13 protein-coding genes are annotated in these 17,042 nt (G+C 71.0%); 11 read left to right on the top strand and 2 right to left on the bottom strand.

All coding sequences use genetic code 11. The features are described 5' to 3' along the window. Positions 1–113: 113 nt before the first annotated feature. The 6 genes from ACI2LP_RS01530 to ACI2LP_RS01505 all read left to right on the top strand — a co-directional run bounded on the left by ACI2LP_RS01530 (position 114) and on the right by ACI2LP_RS01505 (position 8,640). Positions 114–2,540 (top strand): SpoIIE family protein phosphatase, encoded by a 2,427-nt coding sequence (locus ACI2LP_RS01530; RefSeq protein ID WP_404722504.1) that lies wholly within the window; start codon positions 114–116, stop codon positions 2,538–2,540. Between the two features lie 169 nt (positions 2,541–2,709). Next, positions 2,710–3,429, top strand: a complete 720-nt coding sequence (locus ACI2LP_RS01525; RefSeq protein WP_404722503.1) for a class I SAM-dependent methyltransferase — start codon at positions 2,710–2,712, stop codon at positions 3,427–3,429. A gap of 96 nt (positions 3,430–3,525) precedes the next feature. Next, positions 3,526–4,359 carry a M55 family metallopeptidase gene (locus ACI2LP_RS01520; protein WP_404722502.1) on the top strand — a complete coding sequence of 278 codons (834 nt, stop codon included), beginning with the start codon at positions 3,526–3,528 and terminating at the stop codon, positions 4,357–4,359. Continuing rightward, a complete protein-coding gene (locus ACI2LP_RS01515) occupies positions 4,352–5,686 on the top strand; it encodes a M20/M25/M40 family metallo-hydrolase (protein ID WP_404722501.1) in 1,335 nt (444 codons plus the stop codon). The genes ACI2LP_RS01520 and ACI2LP_RS01515 overlap by 8 nt, the downstream gene beginning before the upstream one ends. A 12-nt stretch (positions 5,687–5,698) precedes the next feature. After that, positions 5,699–7,702 (top strand): prolyl oligopeptidase family serine peptidase, encoded by a 2,004-nt coding sequence (locus tag ACI2LP_RS01510; protein ID WP_404722500.1) that lies wholly within the window; start codon positions 5,699–5,701, stop codon positions 7,700–7,702. Further along, on the top strand, positions 7,699–8,640 hold the full coding sequence (locus tag ACI2LP_RS01505; protein ID WP_404722499.1) for an LD-carboxypeptidase: 942 nt from the start codon (positions 7,699–7,701) through the stop codon (positions 8,638–8,640). The genes ACI2LP_RS01510 and ACI2LP_RS01505 overlap by 4 nt, the downstream gene beginning before the upstream one ends. A 108-nt stretch (positions 8,641–8,748) precedes the next feature. On the opposite strand, the gene ACI2LP_RS01500 is transcribed toward ACI2LP_RS01505, so the two are convergent. Both ACI2LP_RS01500 and ACI2LP_RS01495 read right to left on the bottom strand, forming a co-directional pair. Beyond that, the gene (locus ACI2LP_RS01500; protein WP_404722498.1) at positions 8,749–9,819 is read right to left on the bottom strand and encodes an adenosine deaminase; all 1,071 of its coding nucleotides are present in this window, start codon (positions 9,817–9,819) and stop codon (positions 8,749–8,751) included. Positions 9,820–9,896: 77 nt separating this feature from the next. Next, complete coding sequence (locus ACI2LP_RS01495) at positions 9,897–10,643, bottom strand: GntR family transcriptional regulator (protein WP_404722497.1); 747 nt, start codon at positions 10,641–10,643, stop codon at positions 9,897–9,899. Positions 10,644–10,879: 236 nt separating this feature from the next. Between ACI2LP_RS01495 and ACI2LP_RS01490 the strand changes: the two genes are divergently transcribed. The 5 genes from ACI2LP_RS01490 (at position 10,880) to ACI2LP_RS01470 (ending at position 17,027) form a co-directional block, all read left to right on the top strand. Continuing rightward, positions 10,880–11,458 (top strand): GNAT family N-acetyltransferase, encoded by a 579-nt coding sequence (locus ACI2LP_RS01490; protein WP_404722496.1) that lies wholly within the window; start codon positions 10,880–10,882, stop codon positions 11,456–11,458. Between the two features lie 131 nt (positions 11,459–11,589). Continuing rightward, entirely contained in the window at positions 11,590–13,563 is a 1,974-nt protein-coding gene (locus ACI2LP_RS01485; protein ID WP_404722495.1) for a DUF5107 domain-containing protein, read from the top strand. 108 nt (positions 13,564–13,671) lie between these two features. Further along, a complete protein-coding gene (locus tag ACI2LP_RS01480) occupies positions 13,672–14,409 on the top strand; it encodes a FadR/GntR family transcriptional regulator (RefSeq protein WP_404722494.1) in 738 nt (245 codons plus the stop codon). Between the two features lie 59 nt (positions 14,410–14,468). Then, a complete protein-coding gene (locus tag ACI2LP_RS01475) occupies positions 14,469–15,917 on the top strand; it encodes an amino acid permease (RefSeq protein WP_404723033.1) in 1,449 nt (482 codons plus the stop codon). Positions 15,918–15,983: 66 nt separating this feature from the next. Beyond that, the gene (locus ACI2LP_RS01470; protein WP_404722493.1) at positions 15,984–17,027 is read left to right on the top strand and encodes an asparaginase; all 1,044 of its coding nucleotides are present in this window, start codon (positions 15,984–15,986) and stop codon (positions 17,025–17,027) included. Positions 17,028–17,042 lie beyond the last annotated feature (15 nt).

Genomic DNA, 17,042 nt, shown 5'->3' with positions numbered 1-17,042 from the left:
ACGTGCACGCGGGCGCACGACCCATTTCACCGTTGCCCGGCGCATGGTGTGCACAGCGCCGTACCGTGGTGGTAAGGCCGCTGCCTCAGCGGCGGGGAAGGAGCCTCCCACCCATGGACTGTGGTGTTCCGCCGACACCGCCGCAGCGGTACGCCGCGGCCGGCCGGATTCCGCTTGCCGTGGTCGTCGTGGACGGTGACGGCCTGGTGTCGCACTGGTCGACCGGTGCGCGGCGGCTGTTCGGCCCCTCCAGGGAGCAGGCGGTGGGACAGCCCGTCGTCGAGTTACTTCCCATCTCCGGCGCACTCGCAAGGGACGGCGAGTACGAGGAGTACGACGCCTACGGCGGTCTGGGCCCCGGACTCGACGCCTCGCTGAACGGCCTCACCTCCTACCCCGCGGCCGGCCGGGCGCGCCTCTCCGAGGCGGGGCGCGACCGGGTCGACGTGCTGTGGTGGGCATACCCCATGGTCGGACCAGGCTGCGAGCGACTGCTCGTACTGGCCGCGGACGCGGCGCAGTTCAGGAGCGAGGACGAGAGCGTCGAGCGCATCGCGCCCGGATTCGCCCTGCACACGGAGTTTCCCGGCTTCGACGAACTGGCGCGCCGGCTCCCCGAGATCCTGCCCAGCATGAGCGTCCACGAGTCGACGCGGATCGTCTCCCAGATCCTCGACCTCGGCTATCCGGTGCTTGAGTTCAGCCATCACGACCGGGTTCCGGTCACCCCCGACTGGGGTGTGCCCAGGCGCGCGGAGCGCACGGCGCGGCAGCAGGCCGCCGAGGCGGCCGCGGCGGCCGGGCAGGCGGTGAAGGCGGCCGACCTCGAGCAGGATCTCGAGTATGCCGCGGTGCGTGAGCGGCTCGAATTCCTCAACGAAGTCAGCGGACGCATCGGTACGTCGCTCGATCTGGCACGCACCATCCGCGAGGTCACCAGCGCCGCCGTGCCCCGCTTCGCGGACTTCGCCGGGACGCATCTGCGTGCGGCCGTGCTGGCGGGCGAGGGGTTCCCGGACGGTCCGCCGGGTGTGACGACCATCTGGCACCGCGTCTGGGTCGAGCACAACGACGAACCCAACCGCTGGGACGACACCGTTCCGGTCGGCGAGGCCATCGCTTTTCCCGAGCACACCCCGTTCTTCCAGTGCATGGTCACCGGAGAGCCGGTACTCATCCCGCACATCAGCGAGGAGATGGGCAACCGCATCTCGGGGCAGTTCGAGAAGCGGGATCTGCGGCCCCTCATCAACCACCGCTCGATGCTGCTCGTGCCCCTCAAGGCGCGCAATGTCGTCCTAGGCTTCATGGTGCTGATGCGGCGGCCGGGCCGGGAGGCGTTCAACGACATGGACCGCACGACCGGCGCCGAACTCGCCGCCCGTGCCGGTCTCGTCCTCGACAACGCCCGCATGTACACATACCAGGAGAATGTCGCCGAGACGCTCCAGGACAGCATGCTGCCGCAGGTCACCCCGCGCATGGCGGGCTGCGACACCGCCACACGCTATCTGCCGGGCACCCGGCTCGGCAGAGTCGGCGGCGACTGGTTCGACACCATCAAACTGCCCGGCTCGCGCACCGCGCTCGTTGTCGGCGACGTCATGGGGCACGGCCTCAACTCGGCAGCGATGATGGGCCAGTTGCGCACCGCCGTACAGACCATGGCCGCCATGGAGCTGCCGCCCGCGCAACTGCTCCGCAGCCTCGACGACCTGGCACGGCGGCTCGGCGAGCAGTATCTGGCGACCTGTCTGTACGCCGTCTACGACCCGATCCGTTCCGAGCTCCAGATCTCCAACGCGGGCCATATCCCGCCCGTGCTGGTCCGGGCCGAGGACGGCCGCAGCGAGCTGCTCGAGCTGCCCACCGGCGCGCCCATCGGCGTCGGCGGGGTCCCGTTCGAGACGACCCGGGTCCCGGTGGCGCCCGGCGACCGCCTGGTGATGTGCACGGACGGACTGGTCGAGGTGCGCGGCGAGGACATCGGAGTCGGCCTCGCCACGCTGTGCGAGTCCGCCGCTCACCCAGCGGCCGCGATGGACGACGCCTGCGACACCATCATCCGGGCACTGAACACCCGGGGCGGGCGCAAGGACGATGTGGCCCTGCTGATGTCGCGGCTCAACGGCATCGCCGCCGAGGACGTCGCCGAGTGGCGGCTGCCGCCCGAGCCGCACGAGGTGGGGCGGGCCCGGCGGCTGGTCCGGGAGCAGCTCGCCGTCTGGGGCCTGGCGGAACTGTCCTCGAACGTCGAGCTCCTGGTGAGCGAGCTGGTGACCAACGCGGTGCGGCATGCGCACGGGGGCCATGTGGACCTGCGGCTGGTGCGTTCCGACACGCTGCTGTGCGAGGTCTCCGACTACGATCACGAATTGCCGACACTGCTGAGCGCGAGCCCCGAGGACGAGTGCGGGCGCGGGCTACGGGTGGTGAGCCGCCTGGCGACGGAGTGGGGAAGCAGCCGCGGCGCGGTCGGCAAGGCCGTCTGGTTCGAGCAGGCGCTCCCTCGTGGGCAGCGCGGCGGGCGCCGAGGATGAATTCGAACTTGCGAGCTCCCTTGCACGGTCAACTGCCTCACGGTAGACCGATCTTGACGTGATGTGCTGACGTACGGCGATAGGGCGATACGGCGACACGTCGGTACGCCGCTGTCGCATCCGTACGTCGTCGTCATCGTCAGCCGGGCCGGACCTGGGGAGCGCGCGCATGAATGTGTCAGAGGACTACCGGGACGCGTGGGAAAGCTACTGGCGTGAGACGACCGATGCGCCGGGCGAGGCGATCTGGGACTCCGACCCGTCGCTGACCGCCGAGCCGCACACCGAACTGCTGCTGCCCCACGTGGACTCCGCGCTGCCCATAGTGGATCTGGGCTGCGGCAACGGGACGCAGACCCGCTATCTGGCCGGCAGGTTCCCGAAGGCCGTCGGCGTCGACCTCGCGCATGCGGCGATCGAGCACGCACGCCGCGCCGACGCCACCGGGGTCGCCGAGTTCCAGCAGCTCAGTCTGGTGGACGGCCCGGCGGTCAGGGAACTGCACCGGCGCCTCGGGGACTGCCACGTCTATATGCGGGCAGTGATCCACCAGAGCAGGCCGGAGGACCGGGCGGCGGTCGCCGGCGCGGTCGCCGAACTCGTCGGCACCCGTGGGCGCGCCTTCGTCGTCGAGCTGGTCTCGGCTTCCAGGGACGTACTGCGCCGGGCGGCCGAGGGGCCGGACGGGCCGCCCCCCAAACTGCGCAGGGTCTTCGCCCATGGGCTGAAACCCGCGGACGCCTCGGACGAGGAGGTGCCCGCCCTGCTGGCGGAAGCGGGCCTGGACATCTTCACGAGCGGCGAGACGGCACTCCCGCAGACGGAGTATCTGGCGGACGGCACCCGGATCGAGCTGCCCGCCCGGTGGTTCGTGGTCGGGCGGCGCTGAGCCGCTGTTCCGGCCGCCAGCCAAGGCGCGGCGCGGCGCCTTGGCAGTTATCCACAGGGCTGGTGGGGGTGGAAGGCGCCGCGTAACGTTCCGGGCATGAAGATCCTCATCAGCGCCGACATGGAAGGCGCCACCGGTGTGACCTGGCCCGCCGACGTGCTGCCCGGCACCCCCCAGTGGGAGCGCTGCCGGTCCATGTTCACCTCCGATGTGAACGCGGCGGTGCTCGGCTTCTTCGACGGCGGCGCCGATGAGGTGCTCATCAATGAAGCGCACTCGAGCATGCGCAATCTGCTGCTGGAGCGGCTGGACGAACGGGCCGAAATGCTGACCGGCAGACACAAGTCGCTGTCGATGGTGGAGGGTGTGCAGCACGGCGATGTCGACGCCATCGCCTTCGTCGGCTACCACACGGGAGCGGGCACGGAGGGCGTGCTCGCGCACACCTATCTCGCCAACTCGATCACAGGGGTATGGCTGAACGGCGCGCGGGCGAGCGAGGGCCTGCTCAACGCCCATGTGGTCGCGGAGTACGGCGTGCCGGTGGTGCTGGTCACCGGTGACGATCTGACCTGCGTGGACGCCGAGGGCTATGCGCCGGGGGCCCGCAAGGTCGCGGTGAAGGACCATGTCTCGCGGTATGCGGCGGTGTGCCGCACCCCCGCTCGTACCGCCTCCGACATCCGCGCCGCCGCCAAGGAGGCGACCGCCCTCGCCGGGCGTCAGGAGCCGGTGCGGGACGGCCCGTTCACCGTGGAGCTGGAGTTCGACGCGGCGCATCTGGCGGCGGCGGCCACCGTTGTGCCGGGAGTGGCGGGCAGCGGCGAGCGACGCGTCGCGTACACCAGCGGGACGATGTATGAGGGCATCCGCACCTTCAAAGCGGTCACGACGATCGTCTCGGCGGCAGTGGAGGAGCAGTATGGCTGACGTGACAACGCCCATCGACGGCAAGGCGCTCGACGAGGTGGTTACCTTCACCTCCGAGCTGATCCGGATCGACACCACCAACCGCGGCGGTGGCGACTGCCGGGAGCGGCCCGCCGCGGAGTACGCAGCCGAGCGGCTGGCCGACGCAGGTCTCGAACCCACCCTGCTGGAGCGCACCCCGGGGCGCACCAATGTGGTCGCCCGGATCGAGGGCACCGATCCGTCCGCGGACGCCCTGCTCGTGCACGGTCATCTGGACGTGGTGCCCGCCGAGCGGGCCGACTGGTCCGTGCACCCCTTCTCCGGGGAGGTCCGCGACGGCGTGGTGTGGGGTCGCGGCGCGGTCGACATGAAGAACATGGACGCGATGATGCTCGCCGTCGTCCGGGCCTGGGCCCGGGCCGGGATCAGGCCCCGGCGCGACATCGTGATCGCGTACACCGCGGACGAGGAGGCCAGCGCGGCCGACGGCTCGGGCTTCCTCGCCGACCAGCACCCCGGCCTCTTCGACGGGTGTACGGAGGGGATCAGCGAGTCCGGGGCCTTCACCTTCCACGCCGGACCCGGGATGGCGCTCTACCCGATCGCCGCCGGCGAGCGCGGCACCGCCTGGATCAAGCTCACCGCCCACGGCAGGGCGGGCCACGGCTCCAAGGTCAACCGGGCGAACGCGGTGAGCCGGCTCGCGGGGGCGGTCGCCAGGATCGGCGAGTACCAGTGGCCGGTGCGGCTCACCCCGACCGTGCGTGCGGCGCTGGCCGAGCTCGCGGTGCTGCACGGCATCGAGACCGATGTGAACGCAGCCGACTTCGACGTGGAATCGCTGCTGGCAAGGCTCGGCCCGGCGGCCGCCCTGGTCGAGCCGACCGTGCGCAACAGCGCCAACCCGACCATGCTGGAAGCCGGTTACAAGATCAATGTGATCCCGGGGCACGCCACCGCTTATGTCGACGGCCGGATGGTGCCCGGCGGCGAGGACGAGTTCCACGACACCCTCGACCGGCTGACGGGGCCGGACGTCGAGTGGGAGTTCCACCACCGCGAGGTGCCACTTGTGGCACCCGTCGACTCCCCGACGTACGCCAAGATGCGGGAGGCCGTGGAGCACTTCGACCCGGACGGGCACGCCGTGCCGTACTGCATGCCGGGCGGCACCGACGCCAAGCAGTTCTCCCGGCTCGGCATCACGGGCTACGGCTTCTCGCCGCTGAAGCTGCCCGTCGGCTTCGACTACGCGGCGCTGTTCCACGGGGTCGACGAGCGCGTCCCGGTCGAGGCGCTGCACTTCGGCGTCAAGGTTCTCGACCGCTATCTGCGGTCCGCATAGGGGGAGTCGGCAATGGTACCCACGGGAGCCTACGGAACCTGGCCGTCCCCGATCGACGCGAGACTCGCCGCCTCGCACGACGGGCGCCCGGAGTTCCTCGGCATGGTCGGCGACGAGGTGTGGTGGACCGCGCCGCGTCCCACCGAGGGCGGCAGACGGGCGCTGATGCGCCGGCGGGCCGACGGCGTGGAGGAGTCGCTGCTCCCCGCCCCGTGGAATATACGCAGCAGAGTCATCGAGTACGGCGGACACCCCTGGGCCGGAGCCCGGCGGGCCGACGGCCGTCCGCTCGTCGTCTTTGTGCACTTCAACGACCAGCGGCTGTACGTCTACGAGCCGGACGCGCCCGAATCCGCCCCGCGACCGCTTACACCGCTCTCGGCTGTCGGCGGCGGACTGCGCTGGGTGGACCTGCAGCTGCAGTTGGAGCGGGGCGAAGTCTGGTGCGTGCTCGAGGAGTTCACCGGCGAGTCGCCCACCGACGTACGGCGGGTGATTGCGGCCGTGCCCCTGGACGGCTCGGCGGCCGAGGACCGGACGGCGGTGCGGGAGCTCTCGGACGACCGGCACCGCTTTGTCACCGGGCCGCGGCTCTCGCCCGACGGGCGGCACGCCGCCTGGATCGCCTGGGACCATCCGCAGATGCCCTGGGACGGCACGGTGGTGATGCTCGGCGAGGTGAGGGAGGGCGGGCCGTTCGGCGCGGTGCGGCCGGTCGTCGGGGGCACGGACGAATCGGTCGCCCAGGTCGACTGGGCCCCGGACGGTTCGCTGCTTTTCGTCTCCGACGTGGGTAACTGGTGGGAGCTGCAGCGGATCCGGCCGGAGGGGACCGGGCCGGACCCAGGGACGCGCACCGCTCTCTGTCCCGGCCGGGCGGAGGAGTTCGGCGGGCCGCTGTGGAAGATCGGCCTCAGGTGGTTCCACCCCCTGGCGAACGGGCTGATCGCCGTCATCCACGGCAGGGGCGCCACCGCCCTGGGGATACTCGACCCCGAGACCGGTGAGATCGTCGACGCCGCCGGCCCGTGGACCGAGTGGGCGTCCACCCTCGCCGTGCACGGAGACAGGGTGATCGGGGTCGCGGCCAGCCCGCGCAGCGCGTACGAGCTCGTGGAGCTCGACACCGCCACCGGCAGGACCCGGGTCATCGGCTCTGCGCATGACGACCCGGTGGACCCGGTCTACTACCCGGAGCCGCAGATCCGCACCTTCACCGGCCCCGACAACCGCGAGATCCACGCCCATATCTACCCGCCGCACAGCCCCGACCGGATCGCGCCCGACGACGAACTGCCGCCGTTCGTGGTGTGGGCGCACGGCGGCCCCACAGGTCACGCCCCGCTCGTCCTCGACCTGGGGATCGCCTACTTCACCTCGCGCGGCATCGGCGTCGCCGAGGTCAACTACGGCGGCTCCACCGGGTACGGCAGGGAATACCGCGGCAGACTGCGCGAACAATGGGGCGTTGTCGACGTCGAGGACTGCGCGGCCGTCGCCGAGACCCTGGCCGCCGAGGGCACGGCCGATCCGGCGCGACTGGCCATCCGCGGTGGCAGCGCGGGCGGCTGGACCACCGCCTCATCGCTGACCACCACCGATCTCTACGCCTGCGGCACCATCATCTATCCCGTACTGGACCTGCAGAGCTGGGCCACGGACGAGACCCATGACTTCGAGTCGCAGTATCTGGAGTCGCTGATCGGCCCGTTCGCCGAGGTCCCGGGCCGCTACCTCGAGCGTTCGCCGTTGCAGCACAGCGACCGGATCACCACTCCGTTCCTGCTGCTCCAGGGCCTCGACGATGTGATCTGTCCGCCCGTGCAGTGCGAGCGGTTCCTGGCGCAGATGGCGGGGCGCGGCATACCGCACGCGTATATCGCCTTCGAGGGCGAGGGCCATGGCTTCCGCAGGGCCGAGACCATGATCCGCGCGCTTGAGTCCGAACTCTCCCTCTACGCCCAGACCTTCGGCATCACCCGCCCCGACATCCCCCTGCTGGAGCTCAAGAAGTGACCCGCCCGCCCCTGACGCCCTTGACCCGCCCGCCGCGACTGCGGCCCGGGGCCAAGGTCGCCGTCGTGGCGCCCAGCGGCCCCGTACCCGGCGAACGGCTCGACGCGGGCCTGGAGATCCTGCGCGGCTGGGACCTGGACCCGGTCGTGCTGCCCCATGTCCGCGACCAGCACCCCGAGTTCTGGTATCTCGCGGGTGCAGACCAGGACCGCGCCCGCGATCTGACGGAGGCCTGGTGCGATCGGTCGGTGTCCGCCGTCATCTGTGCCCGCGGCGGCTACGGTGCCCAGCGCATGGTCGATCTGCTCGACTGGACCGCGATACGCGCGGCCGGCCCCAAGGTCTTCGTCGGCTACAGCGATGTCACCGCCCTCCATGAGGCCTTCGCCGTCCGGACGGGCCTGGCCACGCTGCACGGCCCGATGGTCGGCGCGCTCACCTTCCTCAAGGACGACCGCACCCAGGAGTCGCTGCGTGCCACGCTCTTCGAGCCCGAGTCGGTACGCACCCTCGGCCTGGAGACGGCCCGCACCATGGTCCCCGGCCGGGCCCGGGGCATCACACTCGGCGGCTGCGTCAGCCTGCTCGCCGCGGACCTGGGCACCCCGCACGCCCGCCCGACCGCCCGCGGCGGTCTGCTGCTGATCGAAGACGTGGGCGAGGAGGACTATCGCCTCGACCGGGTCCTCACCCAACTGCTGCGCTCCGGCTGGCTGGAGGGCGTGGCGGGCGTCGCGCTCGGATCGTGGGAGGAGTGCGGTCCCTACGAAAAGGTGCGGGCGGTGCTGCTCGACCGGCTCGGCGGCCTTGGGGTGCCGGTCGTGGAGGAGCTGGGTTTCGGGCACGGCGCGACGGCGCTGACGATCCCGCTCGGGGTGCCCGCGATGCTGGACGCGGACGCCTGCACACTGACGCTGGACGAGCCCGCGCTGCGCTGACGGGCGAGGCTTCCCGCAACTGGGGCTCCGCCCCAGATCCTCCCCTCCAGGGCCTGCCCTACTCCGGAGGGGCTGAAGTTCAGCCCCTCCGGCGCAGGGGACATGGCCCTAGCCGGCTGAAAGCGCCGCGTAGCCCGGGCGGATCACCTCGTCGATCAGGCGACGCCGCTCCGGGAGAGGCAGGAACGCCGACTCGACCGCGGCGACCGTGAACTGCTCGAAGACCTCGGGCCCGTAGCCGAAGGCGTCCACCATGTGCTGGAACTCCTGGCTCATGGTGGTGCCGGAGACCAGGCGGTTGTCCGTGTTCAGCGTGACGCGGAAGCCGAGGCGGCGCAGCAGGTCGATGGGGTGCGTGGCGTAGTCCTTCGCCGCGCCCGTCTGGAGGTTGGAGGTCGGGCAGACCTCCAGGGCGATGCGGTTGTCGCGTATGTACGCGGCCAGGTGGCCCAGGTCCGCCGTGCCGTCGTCGTGGACCGTGATGTCGTCGGTGATGCGGACGCCGTGGCCGATGCGCTCGGCGCCGCAGATCTGCACCGCCTCATGGATGGACTCGGCACCGACGGCCTCGCCCGCGTGGATCGTGAAGTGGCAGTTGTGCCGCTTCAGATGCTGGAAGGCGGGCAGATGGCGGGCCGGCGGGTTGCCGATCTCGCCGCCCGCGATGTCGAAGCCGGCCACCCCGCGGTCGCGGTGGGCGACGGTCAGCTCGGCTATCTCCAGCGAGCGATCGGTGTGGCGCATACCGGTCAGCAGCGCGCGGACCGTGATCCGGCCGCCGCTGCGGCGCTCGCCCTCGCGGAAGCCCGCATTGACGGCGTCGACTACCTCGTCGAGGGTCAGACCGCGCTCCAGGTGCTGCTCGGGGGCGTACCGCACCTCGGCGTACACGACGCCGTCCGCCGCCAGGTCCTCGGCGCACTCCGCCGCGATGCGCTCCAGCGCCTCGCGGGTCTGCATCACCGCGCAGGTGTGGGCGAAGGTCTCCAGGTACCGCTCCAGCGAGCCGGAGTCCGCGGCGTCGCGGAACCAGGTCGCGAGCTCGGCCGGGTCCTCGGTGGGCAGCTCGGTGTAGCCGCACTCCCGGGCCAGCTCGATGATCGTGGCGGGGCGCAGACCGCCGTCCAGGTGGTCGTGGAGGACCGCCTTGGGTGCGCGGAGGATGTCAGACAAGTGCATCCCGGGAGTGTACGGCACGTCCGGCGGGCGGCGCCGTGACGGCGGTCTCCCCCGTCCTGTGGGGCGCCGCCGCGGCGTCAGTTCGACTGGAGTACCGGCAGCGCCGGCGCTCCCGTCGGCAGCATGTGCTTGGCTGCCATGATCGGCGTCTCCCCGACCCGTACCACCTGGGTGACCAGCACCGCAGGCGTGTCGGCCGGGCGGCCGAGCTGTTCGCCGCGCCGCTGGCCGAGCAGTGTCGCGCTCACCCCGCTGTGCGCGGTCAGCGCCACCCCGCGCGAGGCCGCGGTCAGCACCGCGAGCATCGAGGTGGCCGGTGCGGGGGCGGCCCGCAGTGCCTCGGCGAAGGCCGGGTGCGTCCGGTCCAGGACCTCTTCGGCCGCGGCCCACTCCTGGCTGAGCGCCGCCGCCGTGCCCTCCCCGGTCAGCACGGACTCCCAGAACCGCAGCTCGGCCCGCGCGGGCGCGAGCAGATGCTGTGTGGTGAAGTCGGTGGGCTCCTCCACGGCGCGCAGCAAGGGCCGCACCCGCAGCGGGGTGCCGGTGGACAGCAGCTCCTCCAGCGGCTGGATGTGCTCGTAACCACGGCGCGGCGGGCGGTCGTTGACGGTGCGGCCGACCCCACGGCGCACCGAGAGCAGCCCGTCCTCCTGAAGCAGCAGCAGCGCCTCGCGCAGGGCGGGCCGGCTGACGCCCAGCTCGGTCGCGAGCCGGGGTTCCGAAGGCAGCGTGGAGCCGGGCGGGTAGATGCCTTCGTGGATGGCGTCGGCGATCCGCTCGTACAGGACGACGACCGGTCTCCGCTGCTGTCGGCTGACTGCCACGACCCCTCCTCGGCTCACTTGTCAGCAAGTTATGCGAACTCGCGCAGCGGGGCAACGTTCGCCGGATCCCGGATGAGCTGCGATTTTGGCTCGTCGGCATTCACAGCAGCGCGGACGTGACGATCTACGCACCGTAGATCGCCGTCTGTCTGAGCGAAGCTTGTCTGACAAGTAAAACTCGGCGCTGATGTGCCGCCGGGGCCGCGGCCGGACAGCAGCCCGGTTAACCTGGCGCGATGGCCGAGACCTCCACCACCGCCTCCTACATCGCCACCGGCCCGCGCGTCGGCCTGCGCCACTACGCGTACGACGACAGCGCGGAGTTCACGGCGCTGGCGAGCCGGAGCACCGAGCAGCACCGGCCCTGGCTGTTCCCGCCCGTCACCGCCGAGGCGTACGCCGCCTACGCCGGGAAGCTCATCGAGGACCCGACCAAGGCCGGATTCCTCGTCTGCGAGCGGGAGTCCGGCAGGATCGCGGGCTTCATCAACATCAACAACATCGTCGGGGGCGGCTTCCGGTGCGGGGCCATCGGCTACGGCGCCTTCGCGCACTCGGTCGGCCGCGGACTGATGGGCCAGGGCCTCGGACTGGTCCTGCGCCACGCCTTCGGCCCGATGGGCCTGCACCGTCTGGAGGCCAATGTCCAGCCGGCGAACGCCGCTTCCATCGCACTCGTACGCAGCGCGGGCTTCCGCCTCGAGGGCTTCTCGCCCGACTTTCTCTTCATCGACGGGGCCTGGCGCGACCACGAACGGTGGGCGATCACCAGCGAGATGCTGCCTGCCCCCTGCACCCCGGCACCTTCGGCCTGATCGGGACCGGCTTTTGCCGAAGACTGACCCACGGAGCCCCTGGTCGGGGCGGCGCCCACCGTGTTCCATGGTCGTCAGGGGCGTCGGCCGAAGGAGCTGTCGGCGGCCGTTCGCAAGGATGCGAGGTTGCCTTGGCCACAACCGTGCGGCGTACCGTACTGACCCTGCCCGCGGCCCCGTTGGGACCACCGAACCCGCTGCCCGCGCTGCGGCCGCTGGACGAGACGCACTCGATCGACGAGCGCACCAGGCGGGAGCTGCCGCGCGAGATGGCACGGCAGATCGGGTACGAGCCGCTGCGGACGCTGCTGCCGGTGCGCGTGCTCGACGGGTACGGACGCGAGCGCACCGAGACCGGCCTGGACGCGATCGTGATCGAGAACGACCGGCTGCGGGCCACCGTGCTGCCCTGTCTCGGCGGCCGCATCCACTCGCTGCACCACAAGCCGACCGGGCGTGAACTGCTCTACCGCAACCCGGTGTTCCAGCCCGCCGACTTCGCGCTCAACGGCGCCTGGTACTCCGGCGGCATCGAGTGGAACATCGGCGCGACCGGCCACACCACCCTGTCCTGCGCACCGCTGCACGCCGCGATCGTGCCCGCGCCAGACGGCGGCGAAATGGTCAGGCTCTGGGAGTGGGAGCGGCTGCGCGACCTGCCGTTCCAGGTGGATCTGTGGCTGCCGGCGGACTCCGACTTCCTCCATGTCGGCGTACGGATACGCAATCCGCACGAGCGGCCCGCGCCGGTCTACTGGTGGTCCAATATCGCCGTCGAGGAACACGAGACGACACGCGTCCTCGCACCGGCCGCAGAGGCCTGGCACTTCGGCTACGAGCGCAGCCTGCGGCGGGTGCCCGTGCCAGACTTCCGGGGCGCGGACCGTACGTATCCGCTGCGCAGCGAGTACCCCGCCGACTACTTCTACGAGGTGCCGGCCGAGGCCCGCAAGTGGATCGCCTCGCTGGACGCGCACGGTCACGGACTCGTCCAGACATCGACCGATGTGCTGCGCGGCCGCAAGCTGTTCCTGTGGGGTTCGGGGCGCGGTGGCCGGCGCTGGCAGGAGTGGCTGACCGAGCCGGGCACAAGTGGCTACGCGGAGATCCAGGCAGGTCTTGCCCGCACCCAGCTGGAGCACCTACGCCTGGACGGTGGCGGGGAGTTCAGCTGGCTGGAGTCGTACGGACCGCTCACCGCGGACCCCGCTGCGGTGCACGGCGACGACTGGGCCGCGGCGCGCGCCGAGGTGGAGGGGCGGCTGTCCGACGCCCTGCCGCGGGCGGCGGTGGACGCGGCGTACGAGGCCTGGCGGCCCTGCGCGGACACCGAACCCGGCGAGCGGCTCGCCACCGGTTCCGGCTGGGGCGCGCTGGAGGTGCTGCGCGGCGGACACAAGCTGCCCGGCACGCCCTTCGACGAGTCGACGCTCGGTGAAGAACAGGCGCCCTGGCGCGAGTTGCTGACGACGGGCGTCTTCCCGGCGCCCCGCAGGGTCGTCCTGCCCGGCCCCTCGCTGGTATCCCCGCACTGGCGCGACATGCTGGAGACCGCCCCCGCCGAACCTCTCACCGAGTACCACCTCGGCGTGGCCCAGTGGCATGCCGGCGACCTCGCCCAGGCTGTACGCAGCTGGGAGCGCGGACTCGGGCTCGCCCCGTCCCGCTGGCCGTTGCTGCGCTGTCTCGCCGCCGCCGACCAGGAGGGCGGCAACGCGGCACGCGCCGCCGAGCGTTATCTGGAGGCCTTCGACGACCTCTGCCAGGAGCGCCGCGACGACGGCGAGACCTGGACATCGGCGACGGCCGCCCTCGGCCGCGAGGCGATCGACGCCCTGCTCGCCGTGCACCGCACCGGGGACGCCCGCGCCGTCTGGGACCGGCTGCGCCCGGCGGTCCGGCAACGCGGCCGTTTTTGCCTGCTCAACGCCCAACTCCTCATCGCCGAGGGCCGCACGGACGAAGCCCGCGCCGTCTTCGACGCGGGCTTCGAGGTGGCGGACCTGCGTGAGGGCGCGGAAGTTCTCGGCGAGGTGTGGTCGCAGCTCACCGACGAGCCGCTGCCCGACGCGTACGACTACCGGATGCGGCCCCGGACGCCGTAGGCCTCTGTCCGGAGAGGGAGGGGCGGGGCGGTGCCTCGCCCCGCACCTCCACCGCCACTTCTGCCGCAGCCCTTGACAGTTTTCCCTTGCACGGACGACTATCCCCGGGTGAACCTGTCAGACAGCCAGACAGCTGGCGATGCTCCCCGGCGGATCAGCGCGATGGAAGCGGTGCTGAGTCATCTCCGCGGCGCCATCGAGCGGGGCGACTACGCGGTGGGGGAGAAGCTGCCCTCCGAGGCGGAGCTCTGCCGCCGCCTGGAAGTGAGCAGACCCGTGCTCCGTGAGGCTCTGCGCGCCCTGCAGACGATGGGTCTCACGGTTTCCCGTACCGGAAAGGGCACCTTCGTCCTCTCCAACGGTCCGGTGGAGGACCCGACCTTCGGCGACTACTCGGCGAGCGACCTCCTCGAGGTCCGCCGCCATGTGGAGATCCCGGTGGCGGGGTACGCCGCCGCGCGTTGTACCCCCGAGGACCTCGACCATCTGACTCACCTGCTGGAACGGATGGAGCAGGAGACCGACACCACCGCATGGGTGGCGATGGACACCCTCTTCCACCTCGCCGTCGCCCAGGCGGCCCAGAACCCGGTCTTCCGCAGGGTCATCGAGGAGATCCGCGACGCGCTGGCCCGCCAGTCCGCGTTCCTCAACGAGCTCGGCGGACGGCGCGAGCAGTCGAACCGGGAGCACCGGGCGATCGTCGAGGCGCTTGTCGACCACTCCGAGCAGGACGCCGTGGAAGCCATGACACACCATCTGGCCCGCGTCGAGTCCACTCTGACCAGCATCGTGCGGCCACCACACCGCACCGACCCCTTCACGGAAGGCGAAGACCAGGCGTGAGCGAGCAATTCATCGGAAAGACGGAACGGCAACGGCAGCAGGAATTACGGCAGGAAGGGCTGGACGAACGGCAGCGGCAGGGCGGTCCGCACGTCGATGCGGGCGACGCCGGATACAGCAAGTCGCTGAAATCCCGGCACGTCAACATGATCGCCATCGGCGGGGCCATCGGCACCGGGCTCTTCCTCGGCGCGGGCGGCAGGCTCGCGAGCGCCGGGCCCTCTCTGGCCGTGGCGTACCTGCTCTGCGGTGTCATCGCCTTCCTCGTCGTGCGCGCCCTCGGGGAGCTGGTCCTGTACCGGCCGTCCTCCGGCGCGTTCGTCTCGTACGCCCGTGAATTCCTCGGCGAGAAGGGGGCGTTCGTCGCGGGCTGGATGTACTTCATGAACTGGGCGACCACCGGAATCGCCGACATCACGGCGGTGGCGACCTACACGCACTACTGGGGCATGTTCACCGATGTCCCGCAGTGGGTGATCGCACTGATCGCGCTCGCGGTCGTGCTGACCGTGAACCTCATATCCGTGAAAATATTCGGCGAACTGGAGTTCTGGTTCGCGATCGTCAAGGTCGGGGCGCTGGTCCTGTTCATGCTGATCGGCATCTTTCTGCTGGTCACCCAGCAGCCGGTCGATGGCCACACCCCCGGCCCTTCGCTGATCGTGGACAACGGCGGCATCTTCCCGGCCGGGACGCTCCCGATGCTGCTGGTCATCCAGGGCGTCGTCTTCGCCTACGCCTCGGTCGAACTGGTCGGCGTCACGGCGGGTGAGACGGCGGAACCGGAGAAGATCATGCCCAGGGCCATCAACTCCATCATGTGGCGGGTGGCCCTCTTCTACGTCGGCTCAGTGGTACTGCTGGCGATGCTGCTTCCCTGGAACGCGTACTCGGCCGGCGAGAGCCCCTTCGTGACCGTGCTGTCCAACATCGGGGTGCCGGCCGCGGGCGGCGTGATGAACCTCGTCGTCCTCACCGCCGCGATGTCCAGCCTCAACTCCGGGCTCTACTCCACCGGGCGCATCCTGCGCTCCATGGCGATGTCCGGATCCGCGCCGAGGTTCACCGGCGTGATGAACCGCAACCAGGTCCCGTACGGCGGCATCCTGCTCACGTCCTCCTTCTGCGTGCTGGGCGTGGGCCTCAACTACGTCGTGCCCAGCAAGGCTTTCGAGATCGTGCTGAACTTCGCGGCGATCGGCATTCTGAGCACCTGGGCCATGATCATGGTCTGTCATCTCCTCTTCTGGCGAAAGGCCGAGGCCGGGCAGCTCCGCCGGCCCGGCTACCGGCTGCCCGGCTCGCCGTGGACCGAGATCGTCACGCTGGTCTTCCTCGCATCGGTACTGGTCCTGATGTGGGCCGACGGCGGGGCCGGCCGCACAACCGTCCTGTCCCTGCCGGCGATCGGGGCGGCATTGGTCGCGGGTTGGTTTCTCGTACGGGGCAGGGTCGGGGCTGTACGAGAGTCGGCGGCGCACGAGCGTCAGGAGCGCGAGAGGCCCTAGCGAGAGAGCATCCGGCACCAGAGCGCCCAACACCCAGCGCCCAGCACCTAGCACCGAGAGCTGAGTATGAGTCACATCACCACGCCGCGCCGTACCCCGGCAGAGCCGCCCGCCGACCGTGAACCGTCCCATGTCCCCCTCGCCCATGTAGTGCGCGGGGGCGGCATCGAGGGAGTTCACCACGGCTCGGTCGTCGTGCTGGCGGCGGACGGCAGCGTGGAATTCAAGGCGGGTGACATCGAGGCCTCGATCTACCCGCGCTCGGCGCTCAAGCCGGTCCAGGCGGTCGGCCTGCTGCGTGCGGGCCTGCCGCCGCTGGACGGCGAGTCGCTGGCCCTCACCGCGGCCAGCCACTCCGGTGAGGAACAGCATCTGGCCACGGCCCGGCGGATCCTGCACACCGCCGGGCTGACCGAGGACGACCTGCGCAATGTCCCCGATCTGCCGTACGGCCCGGCGGTGCGCGAGGAGTGGATCCGCCGGGGCCTCGGACCCACCCGGCTCGCTCAGAACTGCTCGGGCAAGCACGCCGCCATGCTGATCACGGCCCAGGCCCGAGGCTGGTCGCTGGACAACTACCTCGACGCCGGACACCGGTTGCAGTGGGCCATCGCCACGACCGTGGAGGACCTCACCGGGCAGGGCATCGCAGGGGTGACGGTCGACGGATGCGGTGCGCCACTGTTCTCGGTGTCCCTGCACGGCCTCACCCGGGCCGTCGCCCGGCTGGCGACCGCAGCGCCCGACACCCACGAGGGCCGGGTCGCGCACGCCATGCGCGAGCACCCGGAGATGGCCTCCGGCAGCGGGCGGGACGTCGCCAGGCTGATGCGCGCGGTGCCGGGCCTGCTTGCCAAGGACGGGTTCGAGGGTGTGCAGGTCGCGGCGCTGCCGGATGGGCGGGCCGTCGGCGTGAAGATCGCCGACGGCGCCGACCGCGCCCGGATGCCGGTGACAGCCGCGGCCCTCGCGCTGTGCGGAGTCGACCAACAGGTCCTTGCCGGATTCGCCCGAACGCTGGTCATCGAGGGCGGGACGGTGGTCGGGGGCGTGCGGGCGGTGGGCGCGCTGGCCGCCCTTTCCGCCCCAGCGCCCTCTTCCGCCGCATAAGTGCCTCACCTGGCC

Origin of the sequence: Streptomyces sp. NPDC019890 (assembly GCF_044903445.1) — a bacterium.
Taxonomy (GTDB): Bacteria; Actinomycetota; Actinomycetes; order Streptomycetales; family Streptomycetaceae; genus Streptomyces.
Note: the sequence above shows the minus strand (reverse complement) of the source record. Positions and strands in the feature narration are given on the sequence as shown.